Annotated in this window: 2 protein-coding genes; both read right to left on the minus strand. The window is 75.5% G+C overall.

What is annotated here, in order from left to right; genetic code table 11:
* On the minus strand, positions 1-1,481 hold a 1,481-nt coding region (locus I6A81_RS27405; RefSeq protein WP_203003930.1), incomplete at its 3' end, for a WD40 repeat domain-containing serine/threonine protein kinase.
* A 1,993-nt stretch (positions 1,482-3,474) separates the two neighbouring features.
* Positions 3,475-4,221, minus strand: a complete 747-nt coding sequence (locus tag I6A81_RS27410; protein WP_203031731.1) for a lysophospholipid acyltransferase family protein — start codon at positions 4,219-4,221, stop codon at positions 3,475-3,477.
* Positions 4,222-4,318: the final 97 nt, after the last annotated feature.

Below are 4,318 nucleotides of genomic sequence, written 5' to 3' on the forward strand. Positions count from 1 at the left end.
CGCCCGTCCGGGGAGAACGCCACCGACTCCACGGCGCCGGCGTGGTCGGTCAGCGGCTGGCCCAGCGCTGTCGGGCGGGTCCGGTCGGCCACGTCCCACAGCCGCACGTCAGCGGGGTCGCGGCCGCCGGAGGTGTCGCCGCTGCCGGTGGCCAGGGTGTACCCATCCGGGGAAAACGCCACCGACAACACGTTGCTGGTGTGGTCGGTCAGCGGTGGGCCCAAGGGCTGGGGCGCGAGGGACGACGACGGGGTCGTGGTGGGGGTGGGGGTGGGGGTCCTGCCGGTGCCCGCGGATGGATGGCCCGGGTCGATGGCGACGACGAGTGCGACGGCTGTGACGGTGACGGCGGTCAGGATGGCCAGCGGGACGGTGATCTGGGGCCGCTGCCACCAGCGGCGCCGCGGTCGGCCGCGAGCCGGCTGCCTGCCCTCCCGGGTGCCCGACCCGGCGGCAGGGAAATCCCAGGAAAGCGTCGACGGGGCCGATGGCCGGCGAGTGGCGGGCACGGTGCCCTCGGCGCGGGCCTGGCCCGCTCGTCCTGCCGGGCTGGTGGTGGGAGCCGTCGCGGTGAGGGTGGGAGGTGGCTGGGCCGCTGGGGCGGGTGCGGCGATGCCGCGGATCTCGTCGGTCAGGTGCAGCGGCAGACCGGTGCCCGCCAGCCAGCCCGGGCCGTAGGCAGCCACCGCGGCGGCGGCCAGCGCCGCGGCGAAACTGGCGGCGTCCGCATATCGGTCGGCCGAATCCTTCGCCAGCGCGCGCAGCACGACGTCGGCGACCGGCCGGGGCACCCCGCGCAGGGGCGGGGGTGGACTGGCCAGTTGCCGCTGCCACAGCTGGGCCAGGGACAGCGCGGGGTCGAACGGCGGGGCGCCGGTCAGCAGCTGGTAGAGCAGCACCCCGAGGGCGTACAGGTCGGTAGCCGGGCTCAACCGGCCGCCGACGATCTGTTCGGGGGCCATGTACATCGGGGTGCCGGCCCCCCGCGCGGTGCCGGTGACCCCGGAGCCGGTGAACATCCGCGCGATCCCGAAGTCACCGACCTTGGCCGTCCAGGCGATGTCGAACAGGACGTTGCCCACCTTGATGTCGCGGTGCAGAATGCCACGCTCGTGGGCGTGGGCGAGGCCGGCGGCGACCGCCATGCCGACTGCGCACGCTTGGGGCTGGTTGAGGTTACGGCGGCGGGTCAGGGGGCCGCTGGTAAGCAGCTCCATCACGATCAGGCCGAGCCCGTCGACCTCCAGATAGTCGTAGACCCGCACGATGTGCGGATGGTCCAGACTGGCCAGCATCTCGGCCTCAGAGGTGAACTCCCCGCTCGCCACGGCAGTCTCGACCGGGATGACCTTGATGGCCACGTCGCGTCTGAGCCGCTGGTGCCTGCCGGCCACGACCAGCCCGAACCCGCCCGCCCCCAGCTGCTCACCGATCGTGTAGCCAGGCAGCGCGGCGGCGAGCCGCTGTTCATTGACGATCATCTGGTGGACCGCCGCCGCCAGGCAGACATGCCGAACCGTCGCACGTGCCGACCCCCCGTACCCCCCGTACGGCCGGCGCGACGTCATCACTCGGCCGCGTTTCCTGTGAGAAGCAGCATTCTCACAGGAAAACCGACGGATGGCGATCACGACTCCCCGAACAGGCCGGCGTCCCGAGGTGGAACTGTCGGACCGGCGAGGTAGGAACAGCGACGGTGTCCCGCCGAAGGTCGTCGAGTCCCTCCGGCGGGGCACCACCACGACCGGCTGCCCTCGTGTCGGTGCAGAGGGCAGGGGGCGGGATGATGGCGAGCCGTGGCCTTGGACGCGCCGGTTCCAGCCTCCCAAGGTTTGTCCCGGTCCCGCGCTCGTGCAGGGCGTCACAGACCGGGGCGCGGGCGTCGACGTAGGCCGTCGGGGCGTGGGACGCGTGCCGGTCGAGCGCGTGGCGTGCGCCGCCGTGGACGCGTTGGCGGCGAAGGTGCGCGGCAGGACATGGAAAGATTTCTCTGACGGAACCGCCGTTTCGGTTACCCGACCTCCGGTGGTGCCCACGCGAGCGAGAACGTCGTAGCCACACCATCGATCGGAAACCCACGGTCAGGCACCCTTTTCCCGGAAGGCCTCCTCGCCGGGAATCGGAATGCCGAGCAGCCTGGAATTGCCCCTCAAAACGTGGGCGGACCGGCTGGGGGTGGGCGCCTGGTCGACAGGTCTGTGGACACAGGACGCATTTCCACAGGGACGTGCTCGAACTGGCGGGACGACGCGCGGGCACGCCACGCTCTGTCTCGCCGGCGGCATGGCCGCCGGACGCCGGCTGGCGGCGGGCGCGTGACGACGGCAAGGGGGACGGGCCATGGCGGCGCGGGTATGGCGAGACGACGGGGACGGCCCGGGCCGGGAGACCGAGGACGGGGCGTCCGTCGCGGGACGCAGGCGCGCGGTAGGCGGCGGGGAGACGGCGCGGGACGCGGCGGCCGGCCTCGCGGACGCGCGGCCGGTGGACGGGGACGGCCCCGCGGACGTGCTGCACATCCGGGTGGAGCCCGACCCGCCGGCCGGCGGGGTGGAACTGGGGCAGGCACGGGCGCTGCTCGCCGGAGTGAGCCGGCTCATGCAGGCGGCGGCGATGGCGGTGATCGCTCCGGCGCCCCGGTTCCAGGGCCGCCGGCCGGACGCCGTCCGCGTGTTCGTCGACCAGGACGTGCGGTTCGCCTACCCCGACGCGGACCGCCCGTTGCTGGCGGTCCTGACCCGGCTCGACGAGGCGGACCTGGTCACTGGCCGGGGCGACCGTGAGGGCGGCGCCGCGACGCCACCCGTGCGGCTCGCGCCGTTCCAGCGCCGCGTCGGCGTGACCCTCGCCGACGCGCTCGTCGAGGTCACGGAGCTGGCCCGCGGCCAGCGGACGGTCACAAGCCCGGCCCGGCCCGTCCGGCTGGTCAAGGAGACCGCCGCCGAGGAGCCAGGCCCGCGGGCCGCGGCCGGCGGGCCGGCGCCGCTCGGCGCGGAACTGGGACTGGTGCTGCGCGGGGTCAGCGCCGACCTGTGCGACGCGCTGCTGGCGATGCTCACCGCGCCCCGGGTCCAGGCCCTGGAGTTCTCCTTCTACTGGGCGCGCCGCGCCGGGCTGCCCATGCCCTCTGTCGTGCGGGTCGCGCTGCGCCTCGGCGACCTCGACACGGTGCGCCGGCTGCGCGACGAGGTCGCCGCGCTGCCCGAGCCGCCGCGGACCGCCGTCTACGGGCAGGTCACCCGCCTCGACCGGGGTGACGGCGACGACGGTGGGCTTGCCACCATCCACGGTGTCGTCGGCCGGTCCACCCCGCGCACCGTGCAGGTCGCGGTGTCCGGCGCCGAGTACGACGAGGCGATCCGCGCCTACCGGACCCGGGTGCCGGTCGTCGCGACCGGCCGGCTACACCGCCACGGCGGCGTGCACGTCCTCGACGGCCAGGTCGCCGTGGCTCCCGCCGGCGGACGGGCCGGGTCAGGGGGCCCAGGGGGAGCGGGGCCGCGTGGAGGCGGGCGGCTCCGTGGCCGCCCACACCTTGCGCCACCGCGCCGGCTCCGCGGCCCCGGTTCCCGCCGCGGCCGGAGTCGCCGGCCCGTCGGACTTGGGGCGGGGCAGCGACGACCACCACGACGTCTCGTCCTCGGCGACCAGCCGGTCGACCTCGGCCGCGAGCCGCGTGGTGAAGCCCCGCACGTCGTCGCCCTCCCCGGGGCGCATCGGCTTGCCGAACCGGACCGCGACCTCCGGGCGGCCCGGCACCGGCCACGACCGGCCCCGCGGCATCGCCGCGAACGCGCCCCGCAGCCCCACCGGCACCACCGGCACCCCGGTGTTGATCGCCAGGAACGCCGCGCCCAGCTTGAACCGGGCCCGGGCGCCGTCCGCCGACCGGGTGCCCTCCGGGAAGATCACCAGGTTCCAGCCGTCGCGGAGCAGGTCGACGGGGGTCGTCGACGGCGCGCCGCCGGACCGGTCGATCGGGACCGTGCCGAACGCCAGCGCCGTCGACAGGCCCCGCCACGTCGACTCGAAGAAGTAGTCCGCCGCGGCCGTCACCACGGTCCGCTCCCGCACCGCCGCCGGCAGCGCGCACAGCAGCACGGTGGCGTCCAGGTGGCTGGAGTGGTTCGCGACGATCAGCGCCGGCGTGTCGCCGAGGTCGTCGAACACCTCGGCGCCCCGCGTCGTCCACGTCAGCTGGGAGTGCAGCAGCGGGGTCATGATCCCGCCGAGGAACGCCTGCCGGGTCGGGGGGGGGGGGGGGGCCCCCCGCCCCCCCGGGGGGGGGGGGCGGCCCCCCCGCCGGGGGCGGGGGGCG

Origin of the sequence: Frankia nepalensis (assembly GCF_016786325.1) — a bacterium.
GTDB classification, from domain to species: Bacteria; Actinomycetota; Actinomycetes; order Frankiales; family Frankiaceae; genus Pseudofrankia; species Pseudofrankia nepalensis.

What these genes read in the sequence shown, in the direction of transcription:
- I6A81_RS27410 (WP_203031731.1), bottom strand. Translation starts at nt 4,221, where the DNA reads ATGACCCCGCTGCTGCACTCCCAGCTGACGTGGACGACGCGGGGCGCC.